22 protein-coding genes are annotated in these 23,281 nt (G+C 43.8%); 2 read left to right on the forward strand and 20 right to left on the reverse strand.

The genetic code is table 11. The features are described from left to right. Positions 1-2 precede the first annotated feature (2 nt). The 10 genes from ACRQ5D_RS27675 to ACRQ5D_RS27720 all read right to left on the reverse strand — a co-directional run bounded on the left by ACRQ5D_RS27675 (position 3) and on the right by ACRQ5D_RS27720 (position 11,780). Positions 3-302 carry a hypothetical protein gene (locus ACRQ5D_RS27675; RefSeq protein WP_431198481.1) on the reverse strand — a complete coding sequence of 100 codons (300 nt, stop codon included), beginning with the start codon at positions 300-302 and terminating at the stop codon, positions 3-5. After that, positions 292-2,340, reverse strand: a complete 2,049-nt coding sequence (locus ACRQ5D_RS27680) for a hypothetical protein (protein WP_431198482.1) — start codon at positions 2,338-2,340, stop codon at positions 292-294. The genes ACRQ5D_RS27675 and ACRQ5D_RS27680 overlap by 11 nt, the downstream gene beginning before the upstream one ends. A gap of 9 nt (positions 2,341-2,349) precedes the next feature. Then, entirely contained in the window at positions 2,350-4,908 is a 2,559-nt protein-coding gene (locus ACRQ5D_RS27685; RefSeq protein WP_091162727.1) for a hypothetical protein, read from the reverse strand. Between the two features lie 174 nt (positions 4,909-5,082). Next, positions 5,083-6,588: a RagB/SusD family nutrient uptake outer membrane protein gene (locus ACRQ5D_RS27690; protein ID WP_432329890.1), complete on the reverse strand. Its 1,506-nt coding sequence runs from the start codon at positions 6,586-6,588 to the stop codon at positions 5,083-5,085. Continuing rightward, positions 6,540-6,926, reverse strand: coding sequence for a hypothetical protein (locus ACRQ5D_RS27695; protein ID WP_432327292.1), 387 nt, complete (start codon positions 6,924-6,926; stop codon positions 6,540-6,542). The genes ACRQ5D_RS27690 and ACRQ5D_RS27695 overlap by 49 nt, the downstream gene beginning before the upstream one ends. Before the next feature lie 18 nt (positions 6,927-6,944). Then, entirely contained in the window at positions 6,945-9,860 is a 2,916-nt protein-coding gene (locus ACRQ5D_RS27700; protein WP_431200885.1) for a SusC/RagA family TonB-linked outer membrane protein, read from the reverse strand. After that, complete coding sequence (locus ACRQ5D_RS27705; RefSeq protein WP_431198485.1) at positions 9,752-10,348, reverse strand: carboxypeptidase-like regulatory domain-containing protein; 597 nt, start codon at positions 10,346-10,348, stop codon at positions 9,752-9,754. The genes ACRQ5D_RS27700 and ACRQ5D_RS27705 overlap by 109 nt, the downstream gene beginning before the upstream one ends. A 306-nt stretch (positions 10,349-10,654) precedes the next feature. Next, positions 10,655-10,831: a DUF4974 domain-containing protein gene (locus ACRQ5D_RS27710; RefSeq protein ID WP_431198486.1), complete on the reverse strand. Its 177-nt coding sequence runs from the start codon at positions 10,829-10,831 to the stop codon at positions 10,655-10,657. Continuing rightward, positions 10,831-11,457: a FecR family protein gene (locus ACRQ5D_RS27715; protein ID WP_432327294.1), complete on the reverse strand. Its 627-nt coding sequence runs from the start codon at positions 11,455-11,457 to the stop codon at positions 10,831-10,833. Before ACRQ5D_RS27715 ends, ACRQ5D_RS27710 begins: the two co-directional genes overlap by 1 nt. A gap of 26 nt (positions 11,458-11,483) precedes the next feature. After that, positions 11,484-11,780, reverse strand: coding sequence for a hypothetical protein (locus ACRQ5D_RS27720; RefSeq protein ID WP_431198488.1), 297 nt, complete (start codon positions 11,778-11,780; stop codon positions 11,484-11,486). A gap of 627 nt (positions 11,781-12,407) precedes the next feature. Between ACRQ5D_RS27720 and ACRQ5D_RS27725 the strand changes: the two genes are divergently transcribed. Continuing rightward, the gene (locus ACRQ5D_RS27725; protein WP_091162722.1) at positions 12,408-12,977 is read left to right on the forward strand and encodes an RNA polymerase sigma-70 factor; all 570 of its coding nucleotides are present in this window, start codon (positions 12,408-12,410) and stop codon (positions 12,975-12,977) included. A gap of 257 nt (positions 12,978-13,234) precedes the next feature. Then, entirely contained in the window at positions 13,235-13,924 is a 690-nt protein-coding gene (gene rpiA, locus ACRQ5D_RS27730; protein WP_091162721.1) for a ribose 5-phosphate isomerase A, read from the forward strand. A gap of 3 nt (positions 13,925-13,927) precedes the next feature. Here the strand turns inward: rpiA and ACRQ5D_RS27735 are convergent, their stop codons facing one another. The 10 genes from ACRQ5D_RS27735 to ACRQ5D_RS27780 form a co-directional block, all read right to left on the reverse strand. Then, a complete protein-coding gene (locus ACRQ5D_RS27735; RefSeq protein WP_432327297.1) occupies positions 13,928-14,080 on the reverse strand; it encodes a hypothetical protein in 153 nt (50 codons plus the stop codon). 8 nt (positions 14,081-14,088) lie between these two features. Then, positions 14,089-14,523 carry a TetR/AcrR family transcriptional regulator gene (locus ACRQ5D_RS27740; RefSeq protein WP_432327298.1) on the reverse strand — a complete coding sequence of 145 codons (435 nt, stop codon included), beginning with the start codon at positions 14,521-14,523 and terminating at the stop codon, positions 14,089-14,091. A 114-nt stretch (positions 14,524-14,637) separates the two neighbouring features. Beyond that, complete coding sequence (locus ACRQ5D_RS27745) at positions 14,638-15,126, reverse strand: TetR/AcrR family transcriptional regulator (RefSeq protein WP_432327299.1); 489 nt, start codon at positions 15,124-15,126, stop codon at positions 14,638-14,640. A gap of 248 nt (positions 15,127-15,374) precedes the next feature. Further along, positions 15,375-15,806, reverse strand: coding sequence for a TolC family protein (locus tag ACRQ5D_RS27750; RefSeq protein ID WP_431200886.1), 432 nt, complete (start codon positions 15,804-15,806; stop codon positions 15,375-15,377). Beyond that, positions 15,701-16,783, reverse strand: coding sequence for a TolC family protein (locus tag ACRQ5D_RS27755; protein ID WP_432327301.1), 1,083 nt, complete (start codon positions 16,781-16,783; stop codon positions 15,701-15,703). Before ACRQ5D_RS27755 ends, ACRQ5D_RS27750 begins: the two co-directional genes overlap by 106 nt. Positions 16,784-16,803: 20 nt before the next feature. After that, the gene (locus tag ACRQ5D_RS27760; RefSeq protein ID WP_091162718.1) at positions 16,804-19,974 is read right to left on the reverse strand and encodes an efflux RND transporter permease subunit; all 3,171 of its coding nucleotides are present in this window, start codon (positions 19,972-19,974) and stop codon (positions 16,804-16,806) included. 51 nt (positions 19,975-20,025) lie between these two features. After that, positions 20,026-21,198, reverse strand: a complete 1,173-nt coding sequence (locus ACRQ5D_RS27765) for an efflux RND transporter periplasmic adaptor subunit (RefSeq protein ID WP_091162717.1) — start codon at positions 21,196-21,198, stop codon at positions 20,026-20,028. 102 nt (positions 21,199-21,300) lie between these two features. Further along, positions 21,301-21,792 (reverse strand): TetR/AcrR family transcriptional regulator, encoded by a 492-nt coding sequence (locus tag ACRQ5D_RS27770; protein ID WP_432329893.1) that lies wholly within the window; start codon positions 21,790-21,792, stop codon positions 21,301-21,303. Positions 21,793-22,344: 552 nt separating this feature from the next. Then, positions 22,345-23,040 (reverse strand): helix-turn-helix domain-containing protein, encoded by a 696-nt coding sequence (locus ACRQ5D_RS27775; RefSeq protein WP_431198495.1) that lies wholly within the window; start codon positions 23,038-23,040, stop codon positions 22,345-22,347. A gap of 28 nt (positions 23,041-23,068) precedes the next feature. Continuing rightward, a complete protein-coding gene (locus tag ACRQ5D_RS27780) occupies positions 23,069-23,242 on the reverse strand; it encodes a hypothetical protein (protein WP_432327304.1) in 174 nt (57 codons plus the stop codon). Positions 23,243-23,281: the final 39 nt, after the last annotated feature.

The following is a 23,281-nucleotide window of genomic DNA, read 5'->3' on the forward strand; positions in this document are numbered from 1 at the left end:
TTTTAGTTGAGTGTTTTAATGGCCAAAATTTTGTTGCCCGTGGTGATTTGCAACTGTACTTTTTGTCCTGCTTTTACCATCACTTTAGGCCAATGTAAAAACGCGGTATACGGAAGCGGCTTCTGAGCCTGGGCGCTGCTTTCTGCAAAAACGGCTACGTTGGCATCATACCCAGTGTTGTTGCTCACCAGCAACGTGGTCGATTTCTTATCCTTCTTCAAAACAGCAGCGTGCACATGATCAAAAACCAGGAGTTTTTCCTTATCTGTCTGAAGATAAATTCCGGGCAATTCAATCGCCATTAACATACCGTTGGTTTCCGTCCACGAATTCCGGGTGTTTATGAAATTGCCAACGCTCCCCGCCTTCGGCGTCGCTGGGCTGAATTCGTTCCATGCTCGATCCGATAAGGTTGTTTGTAGTATAATGACCTGGCATATTTACTGCTTCGGCGTGCGCATGTTGAATATCCCTTATCAAATCTGCATATAATTTGTTACCTGTTGCACGGTATAATTTGAACAGGTAATCGCCCGAGGCTTCACAAATACCCGGAGCCGAATGTTTATTTTGAATACTGGCCCAAACTGCCCCGGCCATATGGCAGTTCAACTTCGCGATCTGGCTGCCGGCTGGAAAAACAGGATCATAGGACAACACCCAGGTTGAGCAAAGCGCCGCTTCTACCTCAGCTTTTTGCAACCAGCTTTTATCGCCGGTAACGTTATATAAGGCCATCAATGATTCTAAAAAACCAAATGCCGATTCTGAATTAGCATCCATGCTAATATCCCCGCAGTCGCCGCCGGTGAGGCCCTGGTTTACCACATCGCGCTGGTAATAATAATTGGCAGCATCCCTGGCTATTCCAAGCCACTCCGGATGATTAAAGTAATTTGCCGCAATGGCGAGCCCGCCGGGCGCTATCGCTCCCGCCGTGGAGTTAAATACGGCTATCTCGCCAGTTTCGGGTACGATGTACTGCCCAAACTCGCCGTATCTTTTCCAGGTGTTAGTAAAAGCTTCGGCCAGTTTCTTAGCGGCCGACTCCCATTCGGGCTTAATTATATTTCCAAAACCCTGCGCTTTCAGCAGCAACAGATGTTTCATCAGCCACAATAAAGCGTCACTGTTTTTGCGTACCATAGCCTGGCCTTCCGCGAAATCGGGGTGCATTTTTTCAAAAAGCAGGCGGCCATTTGCTTCTATTCCGCCATAAAAAAAGCCGCTTTTCCCCTGAAGTTTATTCACAACAAAGTCGATCTCTTCCGCCACCCGCTCACGTTCTTTTGCATTATTAAGCGCCAGCATAGGATAGGTATTCATCATACCGCTCACCCAACCCAACTGAAAATCGTCATTATTTTCGGGCTTGTAATAACTACCGGCAGGAACATGTATAAAATTACCGCTGCATATAGCCGAACCTACTGCAAGTACCTTACTCATAGGCAATATATTGCGGGGGCTATTTGGCCCGGTTATATCCTTACGTACCTGCATAAACTTCGTAAGCAAATCGGGTATGTTGCGGGCATCAAATACGCACAATCTCATCGCGATGGTTACATGGTCGCCGGGTTTCCAGTCGCGTGCTTTATCGCCACTTTCATGAAAATCCCCAAACCCGGGCGCCAGTCTGCGCACCGCCGGTGCCGAAATGCGAAAGCTGCAACTATCTTGTTTTGCATTTTCTGCAATGGTAAGGCCACTGTTGCCCAACTGGGTCTGCTGGGTGGTCAACAGGATAAAGCCTTTCTTTAGCGATGGTGAATAGAAGCACATTGCCGGCGTTGCTGCATTGCCGGTTTGTAACTGCACCAGCGATGCTTTATCGGGTTCTGCGGATAACCTGGGGTTATTTGAAATGGTTAGCGGTACTTTGGGGTTATAGTACATGTCCCTGGTGTAGGGTGGATTGTACCCGTTTCCAATAGCAGGATACCTGTTCCCGTTATACATACTTGCAGGCATCATAACATAATTCTTCCTGCTCCAACGGCTGAAGTCAAAAGATACCTCCAGGGCCGTGGCAGCTGCATGGCCTTCTTTTAACTTAATATCAGCGGTGATATCCAGTATCCCGGCGCTTGCACCCTGTTTTGCGGTTAAGTTAAGCAACCACTGGGCACTGTCTGTTGTAAGGCTGTTGTTCCCGAACACAAATTTATTTAATGCTTTGGTGCCCTCATATTGGATAGCGCTTACACGTATATTTCCATGCACCGCTTTTAAAAAATCCGGAGTTATAAGCTTTTTTGCTCCCTGCGCGTGGGCAATGCCTGTTAAGCATGTATAAATTATGAATGCGGAAAGGCAGCTTTTTTTGTTAAAGTTCATGTTAAATCATCAAAGTGCTATACCCGGACCTACGGATGAAACCAGCAGTTCCATATTTACTTTTTGATTGCTGTTATGCAAGGCGCTAACCTGGATTGACGATGCCCCGTGCGGAAGGCTCAAATTGCCCTGAGTAGGAATTTCAGCGATCTTCTTTCTGTTCTTATCCGCTACATAGCGAGCATTATCCTTCAGGATAATAAATTCGCCATTGGTAATTTTTTTGTCGATTGAAAGTTCTGTACCGTCCTGAAAAGTGATCCTGATGCCATCAGCATATCCGTCTTTTTCGGTTGATGATATCCGTATCGCACAATCCAGCGGCTGCGCATCAAATTCATTATTTAACCGGCAGGTATTTTTTTCGATAGTGTATTGCTGGTCAGGAAAGCGGGTTTCACGTACAGGATATAAAACGAAAGACTTTTCGCCGTTTTGCACCAGGTGAAATTTATAGTTTAAATTTTTTAAACGCTCTTTTACCGCTTTGGTGAAAACATTCGAGGCCCTTGCATTTTCCCAGGCGCGGTATGCCTTGAAAATGTTATTCTTTTCCGGGCAATTTTCAACAGTGTGCTGGCTCAAACCAAGCATATAAGTTGCATTCCAACCAATTGATTTGGCTTCCAGGTTTTCTGCGTCATATAAACTCCAATCACTGTGCAAATCAACTATTCCGAATGTTGCAGGTAAATAACTGCTCTCAAAAACATATCGCATATCTTTCCCCTCTATTCCCCATTGGTTCAATACCGGATTAAACATATTATTGCCGCCGCCAACATTGCAAACGCTCATATAATGCCAGTTGCCTTCATAAACCGCACTTCCCATTACGCGGAGGTAATCACCTCCATTTTTTGCATAGGTATCAAATAATTTCCTGAAAAACTGTTTAAAGGAATATTGCCCCTGTCCCTGGTATATACAACTCTCCAGGCCATCAAAATCAATATAATCCATCCCTCCTTCTGTGAGCCACTTGCCATAATAATCTGCATATACTTTTTGCAAATTCATATCCGGAACAAAACCACGATAGCAGTTAGGCTGCAGCTTTACTATTGTAGTACCCTTTTTATAGGTACCTCTTTTTGTTCCGTAAAGCCCCCTTTTGATATGTAAAAAGGTGTAAGGCTTGCTCTCGCTAATGCCATTGTATTCTATAAGCTCCTTCCCTATTTTCAGCACATTGGTATGGTTACCTTCCCATCCACCAAACTCGTTGAAATAGGCCCTGTCGGCCACCGTTATAACCGTGTCCTGATCAGTAAGATTTTTGGTTATGGAAGTGCGCTGCATAATGGCCAGGCTATCGCTCGGTACCGGGGCCACATCGCTGTTATTATCAGGCTGCAGAAACTCGCACAGGGTATGCAGTCCATACCTGATCCCATTTTTCTTCATCAATGCACCATAGTCCGGAATGTTCATGGGAGCCGCGTTGTTGAAATTTATTTTTCTGTTAGTCCAGCGATTTTGCGGGTTGGGATAATATTCGCCCCATCCTTCATCCTGTACGCCTTTGATGGCTAATTGATGAGCATAGGTGATCAGGCTGTCATGAGCGCCATGCCATGCAATATCAGGGCGATATGCTTTAGGGTCTTTGATCCATTGACCATCAATTTCGGGATGCGGCAGCCCTTCCTTTAAAACTATTTGTTCGATAGTGCGGAGCCCGACAGAATCGGGACAGGCAAGCAAAGCAACCGACGACCCGATGTAATCGGCATTAACCGGCGGCACCAACTGGTACCTGGCCGAATTTACCTTCCCATCCAAATTATCGGGCAACACCGGGAAGCGTATCATCTGTTCCTTTCTCCGGTCTCTTGAATGCATGCAAACTGTAGAACCAAAAGCGGGTTCAAGTCTTGCCCCGTTTCCGTAGTTCATCCGGTAATACTCTTCCGGATGTGAATAAAACGCCACATCATTTATCCCATCTCCGCCGATTGTGAAAGTTTGACCTTCCTTAAGATTTGGAGGCAAGGGGTATTTCAGGGGATCAGGCGAATGAATAAAATAGTACATGAAAGACATGTCGCCTCCTGTTGGAGGGCCGCCGGTGGTATTGTCATTTAAACCCAGTATGCCAAATGCGAAATCATCATCTCTCACTACGCCCAGGATATCTCCTATTGTTTTAGAGATAGTTAATTTATAAGGGCCCCAAACGATATTATCAACCCCGTTTCGCGGCTTAAGCGATACCAGTTTCAATCGTACATACTCCCCTTTTTCATCAGTTTGCACCGTTGCCACCGAACCATTAGGATAGTGTAGCGTTATACGCTTATTGAGCGTGTTAAATGCAGCGGATACCGGCAGTATATAGTTTTCGCCTTTGTACAGACTAAGCAAGGCAGAAACTTTACCGGCAGGGCAATATTCTTTATGGGATGATTTATCCTTAATACTGGTAATGAACCCACGTTTGTTTATACTAAGCGTGACAAACTTTGTGTTTAAAGTAATGGTTTGTGCATTTGCCTGCGGGTGAATTACCAGCATCATACTGAACGCCAGGAGAACTAAAAAACCTGTGTTCAATTTATTTATCATGTTATAAAAACTCATATATAATTAACTAAAAAGCATTTCCAATTTCTAAGTACCGCTTTCTGATCAATGATAAAAGAGGGCGCCCTGTACCACCATACAGGGACGCCTCTTCAACTAAACCTCATGTAGTCTCATTACCGGAAGTACACTTAAAAAATAAAACACATTCGGCACCTATTGTATCACCGGATTAAATGTTCCGCCATCCCATCCTATATTTTGCTGCAGATTTTTGTTTTGTAAAATATACTGCGGATCAATAGGACCGAAATAATAGGCATCGGGTATATTGATTTGACTGGTGGCACCAGGATCTATCGGCTCATATTTGTAATTGGTAATAGCCTTAAGAAAAGCGTTACGATCAAACGATGCCGGTGAATTGACTATCAGATTAGAAAGCTGTGCGGCAATCCCGCTATTACTTTGCGTAATATTAATACCATATTGAGAGGATGCAGCCGCGCTGTTAAAGTACGGCCCGTAAGCGTGCAGCGTACCCATGCTATTCAGTACATTAAACATCCGCCTGCGCCTTAAATCCCAAAATCGTTTTCCTTCAAAAGCAAACTCTATAGCCCGTTCGGTCATAACAGCGTTCAATGTGGCCTGATAATCAGAGCCAACCGATGCAGCCAATCCATAATTTCCTGCTCCTGCTGTTATATGGGCCCTTTGGCGGATTTGAATAATATAGGCCCTTGCTTCGGCCGGGTGCTGTACTTCATTAGCAGCCTCAGCAAGGTTAAGTAAAACCTCAGCATACCTGATGATAGGCCAATCAAAAGCCTGGCGGTTCCAAACGCTTGAACCCAATGTGGTATCAATCCCCTTACGGCAATAAAAACCAGTGATATTATAATTGGGTGTGGCTTTGTAGGCATCATCCCCGGCTATCGTGTTAAAAATCCATTGCACACGTGGTGTAATATCCGCAAAATCATACCTGGCGCCATTATACACAATTGTTTGATAGAAGCGCGGATCCCTGTCCTTCCAAAACTCTGTAGGGTCATATCCCGAAGCCGGGTCGGAAATTGGGAGACCATTTTTCATGGGATAAGCCTGCACCATCTCCCAGGTAGGATCACAGGAGCCTGCAGCGCCAGAGGTTTCAGTTAAAGGCCTTTGCCCTTGTTGAAAGCCATTTGTTTTTTCGGGATAATGGTAGCGTAAGCTCAAAACCATTTCCTTAGCAGCCCCGGCCTTATCATACCACATGTTTTCATTTGGTTTTGCAGTATTATCGGTATATAAGCCATAACCATCAGCATCTAACTCAGTTTTAGCGGCCAGCAAGGCACTATAAGCATCATTCCAATAAGTGGCATTAGGTGTTTTGCAAAACAGGGGGCTTGCTTTTAGTAACAGGGCTTCGCCTTTTACCGCCATAGCCGCGCCTTTGGTAACCCGGCCAATATCATTTGAACCCCAGGTAGCCGGCAATAAATTAATTGCGCTATCCAACTGTTTGCCAATAAAATCAAAACACTCAAGTGACGAATTTCTTTTTACCAGTAAAGTATTTATATCGGCTGTTGGGTCCTGAACCGCGGTAATGATTGGCACCCCTCCTAATACTTTTACCATCCTGTAGTATAAATATGCGCGGAAGAAGTATGCCTGGCCTTTCAGGCTTTTATAATCGGCATCAGATAGAGCAGATTTACTTTTATCAATATTTGCAAAAAGTTATTGATAGACCTTACCCTTCCCCAGTCCCAAACCCTGTCGGGGTAACCGCTTTGGCTTGTATAAGTGCCTTTAAGAAAAGAGTTAAGGCCATTGCCGCCGCTGCCACCAGAATAAGCTTCGCCGGCCAGTTCTTCATTTCTGTTCCAGGAAGGTAAAATATTATAGAAATTGGTTACATATCCTTTTACAAAATCAGGACTGCCCCATTCCTGCTCTGGCGTAATTGGGCCTCCCGGATGATCAACATCAAATACCTTTTTACAGGATATTGTTAAAGCAATTATCCCCAATAAAACGAATAGTATATTGAATTTAAGTTTCATGATCTAATAATTTAATGTTTAAAGTGTTACATTAAGCCCGCAGGTAAACCCTCTTAATACAGGGTACATTCTAAAGTCGCCGCCCAGTTCAGGGTCCCAATCGGTTACATGGTTCCATTGATACAGGTTTTCGCCGCTGAAATAAACCTTCACAGCTTTAACTTTTATTTTCAACAACAAGCTTACCGGCAAACTATAGTCAACAATTAAGGACTTTAACCGCAGGAAAGCGCCATTTTTTAACCAGAATGTAGATGACACCTCGCTGTTGCTTGTGCCTTGCCAGTCGGTCATAATAGGACTTGGCATGGTAGCGGTAGAGGCTGTTTGCGGAGTCCATGCATTTTTCCAGATGGTTAAATTATCATTGCCAGGTAAAGGCCGCCTGTAGTAAACATCGGTAGGCATAATGTCGTAACGGCCCAAACCAGCAAATACAGCGGTGAGGTTAAGTCCTTTCCAGCCAAATGTGAAGTTGAAGCCATAATTAACACGCGGTATCCCGTTTTTTGAAATGATCTGCTGGTCGTTCCCGTCAATTTTCCCATCAGGCGAATCGGTACCCAGCGGGCCCCTGATGTCCTTGTACATCAACATCCCGGGCTGTGGCTTGCTGCCAAATATGGTAAAATTGGGGCCGTTAGCTTTTAAAATATTATCCACGTCCTGCTGTGTTCTGATAATTCCATCGGATACATAACCCCATATAATCCCGTTAATGGGTTGTCCTATCAGGTTCTGGTAACCACGAACTGACGCTGCCTGGTCAACCTTCAGATATTTGTTGGCAGAATATGACCAGTTGCCAGACACGCGATAGAAAAAGTCATTGATGTGCCGTTCGTGGCTAAGAGATAGCTCAATACCCCGTGCCGATGCTATCCCATAATTAACTGCAGGCAAGCTTGCTCCAACCGTACTTGGGACCGATGCTACACGTGCACCAAGAATATCGGTGGTTTTTTTGTACCATAAATCAACAGTTCCGGTAAGGATTCTTTTTGGCATGCCAAAGTCTAAACCCAGGTTGTAGTTATGATTTTTTTCCCATGTGATATTGGGGTTGATAGTTGCACCCAACGTTGTTGAAGGCGGAAGCCCGGATCCTATATAAATACCTGAGTTTGCGTTAAAGTTGTAGGTTTGTTGCCATTGCCATGGAGCTGTATTATCTGTACCGGTTATACCGTAAGAAAAACGCAGCTTCAAAACATCAAGGACTTTAGTATAATTTGCAAAGAAGTTTTCATTGGCGATATTCCAGCCTGCTGAAACGGCCGGAAAATATCCCCAACGCTTATTTGACGGAAAGATATAAGAACCGTCGGCCCTCATGGTAAAGCCAAGCAAATATTTTGAGGCGTAATTGTAATCAACCCTGCCAAAATAGGAAGCGAAGCCTGTAGGCTGGTTCTGATCGCCCCTGATATACCAGTCGGTGCTATTGGTTGATCCGCCGTTAATTTGCTGATAGTTAGGGTTGCTGTAATTGTCATCCCAAATGGTTGAATAATGGCCCCGGTATGCCGATTGCTCATAGCCGGCAAACGCGCTGATATTATGAAGGCCAAAAGATCGGTCATAATTCAACATCAAATCCAGTTGGTAATTAGATGACTGCGAATATGACTCCTGCAATTCGGTAGGTGCACCAATTCCGGAAATCTGGGCCTGGTCTAATATCTGATAGCCTCCTGATCGTGTTAAATCCAATTTATCGGTAACGATGTGGTTATGGTCGCCACCGGTTTGGAAATAATAAATGTAAGGTGCATTACGCCATGCTTTGGTGTAATTATTAGTGGTATTGTAAGCGAAAGTACCCTTTGCCGATAGTCCGGTTATTCCTGGGATATCATATTTCAATTGAAAAACCGGGGTAATATTATTGCCCGACGGCTTGGTGTAGCCACCATTTCCCTTTGCCAGGTTGGCGGTATTGGTGTTATCAAAGTTGCCAACAGGAAGGCCATTAATAAAAGAGGGCCGGCCGGGATTTACCATTAACAGCCTGTTGTACATGTTCGACAAATTGAAATCCCCATAATCATAGGCCCAGAACGGACGGCTGCCGTTATTCCATTCGCTTTGGATATTTAAATTATAGCTCCATCGCTCAGAAATTTGTCCATCTATTTTTGCTGTTAAATTATATTTACGGAAGGAATTTGAGGTTGCCCCTTCCTGCTGGAAATACCCTGCCGAGATATAGTACCTGGCTGCTTGCGAACCACCGCTTACGGCTAAGTTATGTGAAGTATTCCATGGATTACGCCAGGTATCTTTTAACCAATCGTACGAATGTGTTTTGAAATAATCTAACTCGTCAGGTGTATAGTAGCTTGGATCGTTTGCCGGCAAACCTTTTTGGGCAAATGCCTCATTGGCAAAAGTATAAGCATCAAAAGCATTCATTCTCCGCGGTGTAATTTCACGGTTATTCATGGTATATGATGCATTGTAGGATATAAAGGTTTTATTGGCTACGCCATGTTTTGTTGTAATCAAAACAACACCGTTACCGCCCCTGATACCATAAATCGCGGTTGACGCGGCATCTTTCAGGATACTGATGTTATCGATATCGGCCGGGTTAATGGTGGCAAATGTTGTTGCATCCCTTACAAAACCGTCTATCACGTATAGCGGGTCTGTCCCGCCCTGCCAGGTTGAGGACTCCCTGATTTTAATATTAGCGCTTGCGCCAGGATAACTACCTTGCGTAGTAACGGTAACGCCTGGTGACAGGCCTTGCAACAAATTGGCTGGGGAAGATGTAGGGCGGTTTTCAAGTGCAGATGATTTAATTACACCTATTGCACCTGTCAGGTTTTCTTTTTCTGCGTACCATAGGCAACCACAACTATTTCGCTGAGCCCGCTTACATCGGCTTCCATCCTTACCAGCATAGGTGTACCGGGAGTAACCTGCAATTCTTTTTTCACATAGCCAACAAATGAAAAAACAAGTGTTGCGTTCCCATCCGGAACCTCTATGTTGAATTTACCACTGGCGTCGGATATTGTGATGGCTTGACTTCCCTTTACTGAAATAGTCACGCCGGCCAGCGGTATATTTTTGTTATCAAATACCTGCCCGCTTATCTTAACCGGGCTTACATTTAAGCTGGTAACCACATTATCAACAGTCTTTTCAATTTGCTGAAGAACAATGTTGTTATTAACCTTTTTATAAGTTAAGGACTGATTTTTAAGACATTCCTTTAATGCCTCATCTATTGAGGCATCTTTCAGATGAATGGTTACACTTTTATTTTGTACATCTTTTGAATCATAAAAAAACACATATCCTGTTTGTTTATTTATCTGGTTAAGTACTTTTTTCAGTGAGGAATTTGTTTCATCCAGGTTAATTTTTTGACTATACACTTTTGCGCTACATTCAAGAAGGGCAACTAACATGATCAAGGTAGTCAATTTCATAACTAATAACATTTTGCGCGGCCACGGACAACGCATGGCCATTAAAAAAGCATTTAATTTCATACTTTTGTTGAGTTGGGTTAACAGATAGTTAGAGACACTAAACATATTCCCGTTTTGCGGGGAGGGTTAACTCAATATTTAACCGCATTCCGATTGCCCTCGGGATGCGTTTTTTTTGAGTTAACCTTGTGGGGATGGGCCCAAATTTTGAAGGCCGGATGTGTATTTATTTTTCCATAGGGTTCTCGTCTTTTTAGGTGAATAATTGGTTAATTACAGGTGTTAATTCATTACAATAATTGTTTTCCCATCTATTTTGTAATGTATTTGCTTAAAACTCAGAATATCCAGTATTTGTGAAAGATTGACGTTCCTGGAAATTTCGCCCGAGAATCTTCGTGAGGGTAATTGTCCTTCATATTTTATTTCAACACCATACCAGCGCGAAAGCTGCCGCATTACTTCCTGAATATTATTGTCTTCAAAAAGAAAAATCCATTTTTCCAGGCCACCACTTCATCCGCATCTACATTCATAACATCGATCAGGCCGTGGTCAAACCTTGCCTGCTGCCCAGGTTTAATGATATTACTCACTTTCCCGGCCGATACTTTTACACTGCCTTCGAGCAGGGTAGTTTTAACAGCCTGCTCATCATTATAGGCATTGATATTGAAGTGGGTGCCTAATACCTCCACTGTTTGCCCGTTTGAAATAACTTTGAAGGGCTTTTTGGCATTGTGTGCAACTTCAAAATAGGCCTCGCCGGTAAGTTCTACCCTGCGTTCGTTACCATTAAAAACTACCGGGTATTTTATTGATGACGATGCGTTTAACCATACTTTAGTACCATCGGCCAAAATAAATTGATACTGCCCGCCTTGCGGCGTAGTAGCGGTGTTATATATAATGTTCTTTGACGGATGGAAGTCCACAACAACATCCCTATAACTAATTTGGCCGTCGGCGGCTTTTTTTATAAGGATGTTATCCTGACGTGCGAGTTTTCCAATCTTTGCACCATTTAATACGATAGTGCTTCCATCGCCTAATGTTAATATGGCTTTGTTTCCGCCCGGGGCCACATCCTGTTTTTGAGGCTTAACTGCAGCTATTTGCCGGCGGGAATTATTATTAATGCTAAAAAAGTATCCCCCCACAGCCATAAAAAAAGTATTGAAGCAGCAATTGCCCAACGCGATAATTGTATCCTTTTTGTCCTTCCCTGTATTTCATTCAGCAGATTATCAAGGCTCTCTTTCTGATCTTCTTCCAATTGCTCCTGCGACAAATAAGGATCGCCGTGCTTGTATTTTAAATACCAGCTTTCAACCAAAGCGTTCTCTGCCGGAGTAGTCATGCCGCTGTTATACCGTTCTATTAAATCTTCGATGTCTTGTGGTTGCATAATCGTTAAAGGATATATCATCCTTATTACCCTATATACAACTACTACCGGGGGAGGGAGTAGATAAAAATTAAAAAATTGAAAATAATTTACCCGATGATAGGTTGGGGAAGGTATCACCTCCTATTACTGTAAGAAAGCTTATTGAAAACTGACTTTTGGTTTAGCTATTCCAAGTTGCCGGATAGTGTCGTTAATGCTTTCAGACATAAGAATTTGTCAAAAATAAGTTCAACGCAAACGTTTGTTTATCGTAACAAGGCTCATAAATATGTTTTTTGAGTTTTATAACCGCGAAGTGTTGTTATTGAAAGCCTGTATTAATTACCCCGACGGTAAAATCTTTACCAATCAGTTAAAAATAGCGCTCTTAATCAGCGGATTAAAGCGACATAGCGCTCGCATTGAGGGCAAGAACCTTTTTGTTAAAGCTGATTCGCCCAAATTAACGCAAACGGTTGCGTAGAACTTTAGCGCTTAAAATCACTCCAGTCCTCTTAATTTGTAACAACAATTATACGATTAGATAAACAGGAACCCGGTTTCAGGCGATTCGTTTATCCCGGGCCTCAATGGTCATCAATCAATAAATATCGCTTTGCAAATTTATAATCAATGTAAACTTTAATGGCTTTGTACGGTAAATATAGTGACGACGATTTGATAACGCTGTTAAGGCAAGATGACATATCTGCTTTTACGGCGATTCATTCGCGCTATTACGGAGCGTTATATCAGCATGCGTATAAAAGATTGCCGGACAGGGATACTGTTAAAGATATTTTACAGGAGCTTTTTATCCATTTATGGGACCAAAGAACATCAATTGATATTAAAGGCAGTTTGCAGGCTTATTTATGTACCGCTATACGGAACAAGGTTTTAAACGTTTTTAAGCACGAGAAAGTAAAAGCCAATTACATTACCTCATTAATTAATTTTAAGGAAACCTGCGAATCTACAACGGATGAAAATTTAAGAAATAAAGAACTTATTGCCCTGATTAAGGCCGAAGTAAGCTCTTTACCTCCAAAAATGAAACTGATATTTGAGTTAAGCAGGGATTCAAACCTGTCGCACAACGAAATTGCCGAAATATTGGAGATAAGCCCCTTAACTGTTAGAAAGCAGGTAAACAATTCTTTAAAAATACTGAGGGCAAAATTAGCGTCACATCTGCTAACGCTGTTTTTATAACCAGGTTTTAACACTTACGTGGTGTATTTTGATATGCGATAATACCATCCTGACAGATTACAAAAAATTTATGCTGTTTTAAAATGTTCCCGGTTTTGATTCGTCTTCATTATTAAAGAAGGTTAAAATCATTAAATAAACAATAACATGAAAAAGCATATCATATCAACAGCACATAGTCAGTTGTGGGAGGGCATAGACGACTAAAAGAGTAAATTAACAAAGGTTATTAGCGGCAGGTGCTGTATCTTAGCGCCATGACGGATTATAAACTGGAAGCAGCTAAAGCCGCTTTAACCTTGATTACCCCCAATCAAATTATTGGTTTGGGAGCCGGGAGCACCATAGCTCATTTGGTTAATATGTTAGCCCAGGATCGTAAGCTTGCGGCTTCCTTAATATTTACCTCATCATCATTCAAAACAACTCAACTGCTAAGCACATACGGTTTGCGCATTCAGTCGCCTGCCTTGCTTAATAAACTCGATATCTATTTTGATGGCTGCGACCAGTTTGACAGCGAACTAAACGCCCTGAAAAGCGGCGGCGGGATCCATACTACCGAAAAGGTCCTTGCCTCAATGGCGCATGAATTTATTTTGCTGGGCGATGAGGGAAAATTCTCAGCCCAACTTAACGCTACATATCCGCTGGTTATAGAGATATTACCCCAGGCTTTACAAATTGTACTGGCAAAACTGGCAATCCTATTTCCCCAGGCTACGCTTACCCAACGTATGAGCACACAGAAAGATGGGGCTTTGATATCAGATAATGGTAATATGCTGATCGATGTACAATTTACTGAACTGCCCGAACCGGTTAAATTAAATACCCTGGTTAAAATGATACCGGGTATTGTTGAACACTCTTTATTTTACCAAATGGCCGGCAGGGCAATTATTGCAGGCGAAAATGGTATCCGGACCATAAGGCCTCAACGGTAACTATCAGTCGGCATTATTTAAAACGGCGATACCTTTTAACGTACAAACGCCATAGTTAAAATGGTTTAAAAGCTGCAGCTGGACATCCCATAAATTAAATTCGGCATGAGGATATACGGAGGCGTTAAAACCAAGTTCAATCTGGTTAACCCGCATAATGGCAATTATTCTGGTATCAATTTCGGGACGGACATACCCTTGATCGATACCTTTTTTAACAGCTTCTCAATGATATTGACCATGAAGCCTGTTTTAAATTTCAGGTATAACATCCAGCCTTCGTGATGGTACTTTTGCAGATCGAACAAAACAGCAGGGTTAACCCTCGAAAAGATCTCCCCTGTACATTTGGTGAGCTCAACCATCTCATCCATCATATTACCCGTGTCACTAATAATTGAGCAAAGCATTGCCTCATCATCGGCCAGCCGCTTTTTTACAAGAGCAGTAACAAGTTCATTTTTGTCCCTGAAATGCTGGTAAATTGTTTTTTTGGAGATCCCCAGATGCCGGGCAATATCATCCATGGTAATGCTTTTTATCCCTGCTTCAAGAAAAAGCGCTTCACTCCCATTTAAAACCCGCTCCTTCTCAATCATAGCGTTAGGTAGTTATCAAAGCGGTGATCCCCCTGATAGCGCCAATCAGGATCTCCTGGTTCATTTTTTCATCCCGCGTGAGCTGGATCATGTTAATGGCTATCAATCCATGAATTACGGCCCAGTAGGTGTAGTATTTTTTTGAACTTCCTCCTCACTTACCTCCCGGGGTGCATACAGCGCCCGTATCACTTCAGAAACCATCGCCGGAAAAACCAATGCTTCCGCTATCCGGTTTTCTACCGGGCTGCAACCTGTACCAACAGCAAACATCAGCTGGTAAAGCTCCTTATAGGCAATTGCAAAGTTCCAGTAAGCCAACCACATAGCCTCCATCTGTTCAATGGCGTCTGTATGTGCCTCTTTTGCCAGCTTTACCATAGCTGCCAGCTTCAGGTGCCCCTTGCGGGCAAGCTCGGTATACAAAGCTTCCTTGCTTTCAAAATACTCGTAAATAGCAGGAGCCGTGTACTCGATATGCTCAGCAAGTTTCCGCATACTTAACGCATCACATCCCTCACACTTGATCATATCCAATGCAGCGTCCAGTATTTTTCGGCGGGTATCATCCTTTTGCCGCAATATCCGTTCTTTACTTCCCATGTTTTAACCTCTCAATCACAAGCAAAATTCACTTTAATTTATTCATTAATAAATAATTAACCATAATTAAATTATCAATTTGGTTTAGATGATTGTATGATAACAGGCTTTACAAAAATCAATTAGTTGGCATAGATAATAAATGTTTAAACAACTTCAAAATATGTCAAAATCACCACCGACTATAAAAGAAGCCCGGCAGCTCAATTGCAAACCGGGCTTCATGATTAACATGGTGCCAATATCATCTATTTCCAACCGCCCCCTAGAGCGCGGTAAAGGTTAACTATGGCTTGCAATTCCTGCAAATGATCGTTAACGCCGCTTAACTGGGCAGCAAGCAAGTTTTGTTCTGAAGTTAAAACATCGGTATAGTTAGTTGCCGAGCTGTAACGCAGCAACTCTTTGGTATAATCAACCGATTTTTCAAGCGCCTGCAACTGTTTAACCCTTGAGCCTTGTTTTTCAATGGCGTTTTGGTAGGAGAACAACGCATTGGTTACCTCCTGCCCCGCCGTGAGTAATGATTTTTGATAAGCATAATAAGCTTCCTGTTGCTGGGCTTGCGCTGTTCTTAAACGCGCCCGGTTTTGACCTTTGTTAAAAATGGGCTGGGTAATGCCGCCAACAAAGTTGTAAAATATGGAATGATCAAAAAGTTCTTCAACTGCAGGGTTGATAAACCGGCCTGCCCGGTAATGGTAAGCTGCGGATAAAAATAAGTACGTGCCAGGTTGGTATTCTCAAACGCACTCCTGAAGGCAAACTCAGCTTCCTGCACATCCGGGCGATTTTTTAAGAGCTGGGATGGGATGCCCGTTTTCAGGTCGGCCACAGGTTTCTGTTCGCTTAGCGTTGTACGTTTGATAGTACCGGGTGCTCTTGCCAGTAAAATACTTAATGCGTTCTCGGCTTCGCGGATGCTTTGTTTAAGATCGGGTATGGTAACCTCGGCGGCATAGCGGTTAGCTTCGCTTTGTACAACGGCCGCGCCGTTTACCACAGCACCTTCCTTCAGGGCTTTTACGGTCTCTACATCTTTTACCCGTATGGTAAGCGTTTGCTGAGTGATAGCCAATTGCTCATCAAGCGCCAGCAGGTTATAATAAGCGTTTGCTATATCGGCTATGAGCTGGGTTTGAACCGCTCTTTTAGCAGCGTCACTTTGCAGCAATGACGCCAGCGCCGCTCTTTTCGAACTGCTTAATTTACCCCAGATATCGGCCTCCCAACTGGTACTTAACGCTGCCTGGTAGGTGGTTGTTTTCAGGTTGAACGAGTTGGCAAACTCAGGCGGAAAATTTAAGCTTGCTGCTGATGTCTTTGCTCTTGTAACAGTTCCGCTCCCTTCCAGGCTTGGCAGATATGCCGCCTTGCTTTGGTTAAATGTTGCCTGGGCCTCATTAATGCGCTGTACGGCAGTTTTTAAATCGAGGTTTTCACGCAGCCCCTCCTGGATCAGGTTTACCAGTACGGTATCAGAAAATAGCTGGCTTACCGGCATGCTGGCCATTGATGTGGTATCGCTGATAGTGGTATCGCGATACAACTTATCGGTATTTACTACCGGCTGCTGGTATTTTTTTGTAACACATGAGGCAAGTACCGCGGTTGCTGCCAGCGTAGCCAGTATTTGCCGTTTATATGAATGGATCATTTTTTTGCTTATTTATCGTTTTAAAAATTTTGCTCTGAGGCTACCGTTTCGGTCTCAATCTCTATTTCTTTTCCAACAGGTTTACCGCTTACGCGTTCCTGGAGTGATTGGAAGATGATGAACAGTACCGGGATCACAAACACACCGAATATGGTACCGATCAGCATCCCGCCTACAGCGCCTGTACCTATTGAGCGGTTACCTTCGGCACCTGCTCCTGATGCAATCATTAGCGGGACTAAGCCCAGTATAAATGCGAAAGAGGTCATCAAAATAGGCCTTAAACGGGCAACCGAGCCATCAATAGCGGCCTGCACAATGCTTTCGCCGTTTCGCCTGCGGGCTACCGCAAACTCAACTATCAGAATGGCATTTTTGGCTAACAGACCGATGAGCATGATAAGGGTGATCTGCAAATAAATATTATTTTGAATGCCGAAGATCTTAGCGAAAATGAACGCGCCGGCCAAACCTATAGGCAGTGACAGTAATACAGCAAATGGCAGGATATAGCTCTCGTACTGCGCACTTAATAAGAAGTATACAAACACCAAACACAGCAGGAAAATAAAAATAGTTTGGCTGCCGCTGGCAATCTCCTCGCGCGTAAGGCCCGAAAACTCGAACCCATAACCGGCAGGCAATGTTTTTGCGCCTACTTCCTGAATGGCTTTAATGGCATCGCCCGTGCTGAAGCCCGGTTTCGGAGCACCGTTTACCGAAATAGAAGTAAACAGGTTAAAACGGTTAACTGATTCAGGGCCGTAAACCTTTTTCAACGTAACAAACTCAGATATAGGCGCCATGGTATTATTGGCATTGCGTACATACATATTGTTCAGGCTGCCGGTGGTACCCCTGTAAGCGGCATCTGCCTGGATCATTACACGGTATTGCTTGCCAAACTCATTGAAGTTGGAGGCATAAACACCGCCAAAATATCCCTGTAAAGCGCTTAATACCGAATTTACAGTAATACCGGCATCCTTACATTTAGCCACATTGACATCAACCAAAAACTGCGGGAAGTTGGTGTTAAAAAACGTAGACGCATATTGAATTTCGGGACGCTGGTTTAATGCGCCCAGGAACTTGCCGTTTATTTCGGCAAATTTCACAATATCGCCGCCGGTTTTGTCCTGCACCTGGAACTCGAAACCGCTGCTGTTACCAAAGCCCTGCAAAGTTGGCGGGGCAAAGAACAGGACGGTAGCACCTTTAATTCCGGCTGTCATGCCAAATAGTTTGCCGATAACGGTGTTCACATCAGACCCTTTGGCCGTGCGTTTGTCCCAGGGTTTCAGCTTAACCATGATTAAGCCATATGAACCACCCGCGCCGCTCAGTATGCCCTGGCCGGCAACCCTGATAGTCGACTCCACTTCGGGCAGGGACCTTACCATACCTGATACCTTGTCGATAACCTCGGTAGTACGCTCCAGTGACGCGGCAGGCGGCAATGAGATATCGCCAATAATAAAACCCTGATCTTCATTAGGCACAAAGCCCGATGGCGTTGTTTTTAGCAGGAACCAAAATATCAACCCAAAAACCGCAATACCGGCAATCGAGAGCCATTTTTTGGCCGCAAGAAAGCTTACAGATTTTTTGTATTTGCGGGTAATTGTATCAAAACTGGTATTAAAGGCTGTATAAAATCTTTGTAACAGGCCTGTTTTATGATGCTCGCCTTCGGGATGCGGTTTCAATAACAGCGCGCACAATGCCGGGCTTAATGTTAAAGCGTTTACTGCAGATATAAAAATCGCGACAGCAAGCGTTAAACCAAACTGTTTATAAAACACCCCGGTTGAACCGGTAATGAATGTTACCGGGATAAACACGGCAGCCATTACCAAAGTGATGGATACTATAGCGCCGCTGATGTCATTCATGGCGCTGATTGTAGCCGCTTTTGCCGATTTAGCCCCATGATCAAGCTTAGCGTGTACGGCCTCAACCACCACAATGGCATCATCCACCACAATACCAATGGCCAGCACCATGGCAAATAGCGTAAGCAGGTTAATGGTAAAACCAAACAGTTGCAGAAAGAAAAAAGTACCCACAATAGCCACAGGCACCGCGATAGCCGGGATCAGCGTGGAACGGAAATCCTGAAGGAATACGAACACCACGATAAACACCAGTACAAATGCTTCAATCAGGGTGTGCACAACTTTTTCTATCGAGGCATCTAAAAAGTCATTAACACTAAAAAGGGAAGTATAACTAATGCCAGCGGGGAACGTTTTCGACGCGGCCTCAATAGTCTGCTCGCAGTTTTTAATTAACTCATGCGCGTTTGAACCAGCAGTTTGATAAATGGCTATAGCTACTGCAGGTTTGCCATTCATGGTAGTAGCATTGGCGTAACTTTGCGCGCCAAGCTCAACCCGCGCTATATCTTTCAGGCGCAACAGCTGCCCCTTGGTTGATGAGCGGATCACGATGTTTTCAAACTCGGGCACACTGGTAAGCCTGCCTTTATATTTCAATACATACTGGAATGACTGATTATCGTTCTCTCCTACTTTACCCGGCGCTGCTTCAATGTTCTGCTCGGCCAGGGCGCTGTTCACATCATCTGGTACAAGGCCGTAGGTGGCCATTACATCGGGCTTTAACCAAATACGCATGGAATAATCCTGTATGCCAAATGATGACGCGTCACCTACACCGCTGATACGCTTGATCTGCGGCAGCACGTTAATGTTGGCATAGTTCTGCAAAAATTTCTCGTCGTAGCTTTTATTATCGCTCGACAGGGAAAATACCACCACCATACTGCTTTGCCGTTTACTGGTGGTAACACCCGCCTTTGTAACTTCGGCCGGTAATAAACTGGTGGCTTTTGACACCCTGTTCTGCACGTTTACCGCCGCCAGGTCGGGGTCGGTACCTTGTTTAAAATAAACAGTGATAACAGCGCTGCCGTCATTACTTGCAGTAGAGGTCATGTAGGTCATGTTCTCCACGGCGTTAATTTGCTCTTCGAGCGGTACGATAACACTTTTCATTACCACTTCGGCATTAGCGCCCTGGTATGATGCGGATACCTGCACGGTAGGCGGTGCTATATCGGGGTATTCTGATATGGGCAAGGTTGTAAGGCCCAGGATACCCAGTATGACTATAATTACCGATATTACGGTAGATAGTACTGGTCGTTCAATGAATGTACGTAACATATTGTTTATGTTGATGCCGGGTAAAAAGGAATCCGGCTGGTGTTGTGAAAATTATTTTAGATCTTTATATACCACGGCGTTCTCCTGTACTTCCGGTTTGATAACCATACCGTCTTTTAAACTGCCTGCGCCATCGGTAACAATGGTATCACCTGCTTTAAGGCCTTCGGTAACTACATAATATTGGCCTGTGGTGAGGTCCATAACGCTCACTTCTGTATTTTTAACCGCTCCTTTGCCGTCAACCACGTAAACAAAATGCTTTCCCTGCAGCTCATAAGCGGCCTTTTGAGGGATCAGCACGGCATCTTTTACAGTCTGGGGGATCTGTATAGTAGCACTTCCGCCGCTGCGGATCAGGCCAACAGGGTTTGGGAATGCGGCCCGGTAACTTGCCGATCCGGTTTCGGTATTAATTAAACCGCTGATGGTTTCCACTTTACCTTTTTCGGCATAGGTGCTGCCATCCGGCAATACCAGTGAAACAGGCGGCGTGTTAGCCAGCTTTTCATTCATGGTTTTTCCTTTTACCGTTCTCGAAAAATCAAGCAGCTGCTTTTCATTCAGCGCGAAGTAGGCATACACTTTACCAATATTGGATACTGTTGTTAATGGCTGCGCTGTTGAACCGGTGATGAGGCTACCTAATTTATAAGGGATGGCCCCTACCACGCCATCAACCGGGCTGGTTATTACCGTATAACCTAAATTGGTTTTGGCGTTTGCTAAACTGGCTTTTGCCTGGGCAAGGGTGGCCTTGCGGGCTTTTAACGTGTACTCGGCCGATTCAAGCTCATAATGGCTGATGATATCTTTTTCAACCAACGGCCTGGTTTTGTTAACCTGCAGTTGAGCAGCGCTTACATCAGCTTCGGCACTGGCTATGGCCGCGGTCGCGGTGTTTACGTCCTGGGCGTATTGCGGCGCGCTGAGCTTAAAAAGCAGCTGGCCCTTTTTTACAACACTGCCCTCGTCAATGTAGATCTTATCAACATAACCATCAACTTTAGGACGGATCTCTATATTTTGCTGCCCCTGAAGCGTGGCAGGATATTCGTTGTTCAGCGTAGCGTCATGTAAACTAATCTTAAAAACCGGGTAGCTTTGCGGTGGCTGGGGAGCTCCCGCAGCCATGGCACCGCCCTGGTTTTGGCTGCCGCCGCATGACGACAGTAGAATTAAGGCGGCCCCAAAGCCAGTTAGCAGTTGAACTGTATTTTTCATAAATATTAACTTGTAGTTATTAGAGTGAATTGATATTGAAGACATTGTGATGTGTGTTAAATTATTTTGTTTGACGATTGCGTTAATCACCGGATAAATTTTTTACTGGAAAATCATTTTACAGATCATCTTCTTTCGCTCATTAATGAGGCAGGTATAACTTTCATTGCTCAGGTTAAACGCCTTTTTATATATTGGCCCCATGATAAGCGGGTATGACATCAGCGAAAACAGGTTCAGCACAAAATGCATGGGGTCCATCTGTTCAATATTACCTGCCTCCATTTCGGCGCTGATCTGCTCCATGAACTTATTGATATGGTGCGGCCTGGCCTCGTTTGTGTACTTACAGATGTTTGAATTGATCTCGGTGATCAGGAAAGTTTCCTGGTAAGGATAATTGTTGGCCTCAGTTAAAAACAATTCTATAAAGCTTTCAACCTTGCTTTTAAATGGCATGTCAGATGCCATAACAGCGTCGAGACGGGTTGTTAAAGCAAGCATTGCTTCCTTAAACACCTGTTCAATTAAAACGTCCTTAGTGCGGAAATAGTAATTTAACAAGGTGCGGCTTACACCGGCCGCGTCGGCGATATCCTGGGTATTGGCATGGAGCCGGCCCTCAGCAAAAAAATGTTTTTAGCGGTGTCCTTAATTAATTGTTCGGCACCTGTGTCCCTTATCGGCATAAACAAACCTGGCGTTTAACCGGGCACACTATTACGCCCGGCTGCATCAACAACTGATGACAGGGCAAAAGTGGCTCAATTATCGTTTTTGCAGAATGTTTAAAGGATGGCGCAATATGTCAAAAAGTCGTTTTCACTAAAAACATTGTAATGGAATGGTAATAATAATTACAGCGTTGCAACGATACTTATCATTTGCAATTAAAAGTATAACAGCAAGGATTATTTGATGGATCTTTGAGATTGGGCGAAGAGAACTCCTCCGGAGAGCTACAATGTGCCCACAAGTTTTCATGTAAAAAAATGTCATTTCGAACGAGCCAGCGCAGGGAAAAGCCGGGCGCGAGGAGAAATCTTATCCGCCATGTATAACCGCAGCGACGCTCGTAGAAGATTTCTCCTCACCGCCGGTGCACGATCCCACCCAAGGCTCGTTCGAAATGACAATCGTTTATTATCAGGGCGTTTGACGGTATTTACTGGGACTGGTACCGCATTGTTTTTTGAAAAACTTGCTAAAAAAGAACTGATCGGCAAAGTTGAGATAGGTAGCAATCTGGGCTATGGTTAACGAGGGGTCGTTAAGGGCGACTTTAGCTTCCAGGATCACAATCTCGTCAATGAACTCGCCCGCGGTTTTGCCGGTTATTTCCTTTACAGTTTGCGAAAGGTATTTAGGGGTGATATTAAGCATGGCAGCATAAGCCTGTACGCTTCTTTCTTCCTTAAAATGCTGCGGAAGGATTTTTAGAAACCGAAAAGTCAGTTCCTCCTTTCGTGTACCCTTTACTTCCGCTATTTTTTGTTGCTTTTGATATAGCGCGCCTATCTCATAAATAAAACCGGTAAAAATGCTTAGCACAACTTCATCCTGGAATGCCAGATCATTACGATTATCCATTTTACTTTCAAGGATTTTCATAATTGATATAAGGTTATCGGCCGGCTCCTGATCAATAACCAGTAACGGATTTACCTGCGATGATAAAAAATCAAACGCTTCTACATTTTTTGTGTGGATACTGGTAGCAGATAGATAAGCCGAGGTAAATATGATCGAGGTAAGCCTGCAATCTGGCGAAACATTCAGAAACTGGCGAACGGTATTGGGAGCTACCATCAGGATATTGTTCTTTTTTAAGTTATACTCCAAAAGGTTGGCATTAATTGATAACTCACCTTCATGAACAAGCGTTAAAAAAATGGTCTGACCGGAAGGGGTGCAAAATAGGCACCTCAATATCCCCCGGATTAAACGACATAATATGCAGGCCTTTATACTGATTGGTAACACCAAGCGGAGCAAGCAATTGCTCCATAGTATGCATCTGTACAGGTCGGATCTCTTTCGGCATAGTAAGCAATAATAACTATTATTTGCACGAATTATTACG

This window comes from Mucilaginibacter sp. P25, from assembly GCF_050859465.1.
GTDB lineage: Bacteria > Bacteroidota > Bacteroidia > Sphingobacteriales > Sphingobacteriaceae > Mucilaginibacter > Mucilaginibacter gossypii.

Excerpts from the sequence above, each read along its gene's own strand:
- ACRQ5D_RS27740 (WP_432327298.1), bottom strand. The coding sequence starts at position 14,523 with ATGATTGAGAAGGAGCGGGTTTTAAATGGGAGTGAAGCGCTTTTTCTT.
- ACRQ5D_RS27735 (WP_432327297.1), bottom strand. The coding sequence starts at position 14,080 with ATGCGGGTTAACCAGATTGAACTTGGTTTTAACGCCTCCGTATATCCT.
- rpiA (WP_091162721.1), top strand. The coding sequence starts at position 13,235 with ATGACGGATTATAAACTGGAAGCAGCTAAAGCCGCTTTAACCTTGATT.
- ACRQ5D_RS27765 (WP_091162717.1), bottom strand. The coding sequence starts at position 21,198 with ATGAAAAATACAGTTCAACTGCTAACTGGCTTTGGGGCCGCCTTAATT.
- ACRQ5D_RS27680 (WP_431198482.1), bottom strand. The coding sequence starts at position 2,340 with ATGAACTTTAACAAAAAAAGCTGCCTTTCCGCATTCATAATTTATACA.
- ACRQ5D_RS27755 (WP_432327301.1), bottom strand. The coding sequence starts at position 16,783 with ATGATCCATTCATATAAACGGCAAATACTGGCTACGCTGGCAGCAACC.
- ACRQ5D_RS27675 (WP_431198481.1), bottom strand. The coding sequence starts at position 302 with ATGGCGATTGAATTGCCCGGAATTTATCTTCAGACAGATAAGGAAAAA.
- ACRQ5D_RS27725 (WP_091162722.1), top strand. The coding sequence starts at position 12,408 with ATGGCTTTGTACGGTAAATATAGTGACGACGATTTGATAACGCTGTTA.
- ACRQ5D_RS27720 (WP_431198488.1), bottom strand. The coding sequence starts at position 11,780 with ATGCAACCACAAGACATCGAAGATTTAATAGAACGGTATAACAGCGGC.
- ACRQ5D_RS27685 (WP_091162727.1), bottom strand. The coding sequence starts at position 4,908 with ATGATAAATAAATTGAACACAGGTTTTTTAGTTCTCCTGGCGTTCAGT.
- ACRQ5D_RS27760 (WP_091162718.1), bottom strand. The coding sequence starts at position 19,974 with ATGTTACGTACATTCATTGAACGACCAGTACTATCTACCGTAATATCG.
- ACRQ5D_RS27705 (WP_431198485.1), bottom strand. The coding sequence starts at position 10,348 with ATGTTAGTTGCCCTTCTTGAATGTAGCGCAAAAGTGTATAGTCAAAAA.
- ACRQ5D_RS27695 (WP_432327292.1), bottom strand. The coding sequence starts at position 6,926 with ATGAAACTTAAATTCAATATACTATTCGTTTTATTGGGGATAATTGCT.
- ACRQ5D_RS27710 (WP_431198486.1), bottom strand. The coding sequence starts at position 10,831 with ATGCGGCAGCTTTCGCGCTGGTATGGTGTTGAAATAAAATATGAAGGA.
- ACRQ5D_RS27780 (WP_432327304.1), bottom strand. The coding sequence starts at position 23,242 with ATGCCGAAAGAGATCCGACCTGTACAGATGCATACTATGGAGCAATTG.
- ACRQ5D_RS27745 (WP_432327299.1), bottom strand. The coding sequence starts at position 15,126 with ATGGGAAGTAAAGAACGGATATTGCGGCAAAAGGATGATACCCGCCGA.